This window comes from Rhodoferax sp. (genome assembly GCF_014859475.1).
Taxonomy (GTDB): domain Bacteria; phylum Pseudomonadota; class Gammaproteobacteria; order Burkholderiales; family Burkholderiaceae_C; genus Rhodoferax.
The window spans coordinates 1-2,699 of sequence record NZ_JACUUE010000271.1 but is presented as its reverse complement, the minus strand read 5'-3'; the positions used below and the strand labels follow the sequence as shown (position 1 = coordinate 2,699).

Below are 2,699 nucleotides of genomic sequence, written 5' to 3'. Positions count from 1 at the left end.
TGGCGATCCATGACTTCCGGGGACATGGATTGCGTCACTGCGTTCGCAATGACGGTCGCTTTCGCAATGACGGGGTTGTTCATGAAAAGCGTCTCGAATCGGGGCTACTTCGGTTGGCGCGTCATGGCCGGCGCGCTTTGGCCTTGGCGCTTTGGACCAGGCCCACCAGCCCAGGCCCAGAGCCAACCACAACAAAGCCAGCATCAGCGGCACGCCCAGCAGCGTGGACGTGACCGAGGCCAGCACCACACCCAGCAGCCCCAAGCCTTCGCGCCAGGCCACGATGCGGCTGCGTTGCAGCGCGTCGCCGCCCAGCATGGCGCCCCAGGACTGGTGCGCCACCGCCAGCGCGCTGTAGGCGAGGTAAGTGAGCACCAGCCAACCACCGGCCCAAACCAGCAAGACATCAGGCTCAGTCACAGGAGGCAAGAAAATGGCTGAAAAACCCAAGCCGAGCAGCAGCGCTGCCGCCGCACCAAAGGTCAGCACGGCGCTGATGGAGCGGGCAAACAGGTGGTCGCAGAGCCGGCCCAACCAGGGGTCGAGCACAGCATCGAGCAGCCGCGCGGCCAGCAGCACCGCGCCCAGTGCCGCCAAAGACACGCCCCACTGGCGCGCGTACAAATTGGGCATCAGCACGTACAGCGGCAGGGCGCAAAACGCCAGCGGCAAACCCAGCAAGCCATAGCGCCAGCCGTCGGACGTGCGCAAGCTAACTGTCATGGCAACCGAGCCGCCCCACATGATGAAACACAGACGAAACAAGGTGCAAGGTCGCGCTTTGGGCTGGCGCAGTCAGGCGGCGCATCATGGTGTTGCACCCCCGACGGGCTTGACCTGCTGCAACAGCGCCAGCCGCAGCTTGGGCCTTGAGGTTTGCGGCGACAGCCAGATGCCAAAAAACAGACGGGCAAATTCGGCATCCGCGATCTCGCCCAGAGGTTGGCTGTTGAACACAAAGCGCGCGCCCACGCCCGGCTGATGGATGCCGGTGAGGCGATCACCAGCCTTGACATTGGTAAACAGCTTGCCCATCTGCGCGCTCCAGCGCGCAGCTTGCTCGGCGCTGATGGGCGCCTGGCGCGCCATCTCGGCCAGCGAACGTTCGGCAATATCGGCACCTGAAAAATCACGCAGATAGGCCAGCTCGAGCGCAAAGCCGTGCTCGGCAAAGGCAGCAGCGCTGAATCCTGGCGCCACCCACAGCGAAGCCTGATACACATCAAAACCAAAAAAAGTCAGCTTGGCCTGGCCCGCCAGCGCGGCCGTGGGCAGTGCCGCGCGCAACTCAGTGGGTAGCGTGTTGGCCCAGAGCTGCAGGCTAAAAAGCCCGGCGGTGCCAGTAAGTACCAGCTGCCTGGCAAGGGGCTTCATGGTGCCGGCTTGACCAGGGTGTATTGCACCAGGTCGATGTTGCCGACCTCAAAGGCGGCTTCGCAATAGGCCAGGTAGAACTCCCAGATGCGCATGAATCGGGTGTCGAAGCCCAGTTGGCTGGCCTCGGCCTGGCGCGCCAAAAAGGCGTCGCGCCAGCGGCGCAGGGTTTCGGCGTAGTCCAGGCCAAAGGCAAATTCGTCTTCGACCACCAGGCCTGCCGCCTGCGCCTGGTTGCGAAACTCGCGCGGGCACGGCAGGCAGCCGCCCGGGAAGATGTACTGCTGGATGAAGTCGGTGCCTTTGATGTAGCGCTCGAACAAACCATCGCTGATGACGATGCTTTGCACACAGGCGCGCCCGCCGGGTTTGAGCAGGCGGCTCACGCTTTGGAAGTACTGCGGCCAATAAGCACGGCCCACCGCCTCGACCATCTCGATGGAACAAATCGCATCGAAGGGTGCATCGGTGATGTCGCGGTAGTCCTGCAGGCGCAGCTCGGCAGCGCTGCTGGTGCCCAGTTTGTGCAGGCGCGCTTGGGCAAAAGCGAGTTGCTCGGTACTCAGGGTCACGCCCACCACCGAGGCCTTGAATTCAGTGGTGGCTTCTTGCGCCAGCGCACCCCATCCACAACCAATTTCCAGCACCCGGTCACCTGGCTTGACCCGGGCCATGTGCAGGGCGCGGCGCACCTTGGCGGTCTGCGCCTGTGCCATGGGTTGGGTAAAGTTGCCGTCAAACCAGGCCGACGAGTAGTTCATGGTCTCGTCAAGCCACAGCCGGTAAAAGTCATTGCCCAGGTCGTAATGCGCGTGGATGTTTTTGCGGCTGTTGGCACGGCTGTTGTGCTGCAGCAGGTGCTTGATGCGGTACAGCAGGCGCCCGCCCCAGGTGCCGTAAATAGCAGAATCCATGGTTTGGCGGTTGGCGGCAAACAGTTTGAGCAGCTCGGTCAGGTCGGGCGTGCTCCAGTCACCCGCGATAAAACTTTCGGCAAAACCGATGTCACCCGACTTCAGCGCCGCCGCAAACACCTTCCAGTTGTGCAGCCGCAGCGTTGCGCAGGGGTGCTGCGGACCAGTCAAGGCGTGCTGGTGCGGGTGTTCGCCATAACGCCGGTGCGAGCCGTCAGGCAAAGTGAGCGTGAGCGCGCCGTGACGCAGTTGCTCCAGCAAGCGCAAGCCGGCGCGAGCCGCGGTGGGGGCGTGCTGGGGAGGTGTGTAACGCGGGGCAACAGAGGTGGCTGTGTTCATGGTCAGGTCTGAGCGTTGAAAAATTTGAAGTAAAGAAGGTGGGCTGGGTTAACGCGAAGGAACCCCGTCATT

At 63.1% G+C, this 2,699-nt stretch carries 3 protein-coding genes; all 3 read right to left on the bottom strand.

What is annotated here, in order from left to right; genetic code table 11:
- Positions 1 to 723: MFS transporter (locus IBX54_RS14225; RefSeq protein ID WP_296543311.1), on the bottom strand; the 723-nt coding region annotated here is incomplete at its 3' end.
- Positions 724 to 807: 84 nt separating this feature from the next.
- Positions 808 to 1,374, bottom strand: coding sequence for a chalcone isomerase family protein (locus IBX54_RS14220; protein WP_296543310.1), 567 nt, complete (start codon positions 1,372 to 1,374; stop codon positions 808 to 810).
- Positions 1,371 to 2,627: a cyclopropane-fatty-acyl-phospholipid synthase family protein gene (locus IBX54_RS14215; protein WP_296543309.1), complete on the bottom strand. Its 1,257-nt coding sequence runs from the start codon at positions 2,625 to 2,627 to the stop codon at positions 1,371 to 1,373. Before IBX54_RS14215 ends, IBX54_RS14220 begins: the two co-directional genes overlap by 4 nt.
- Positions 2,628 to 2,699 lie beyond the last annotated feature (72 nt).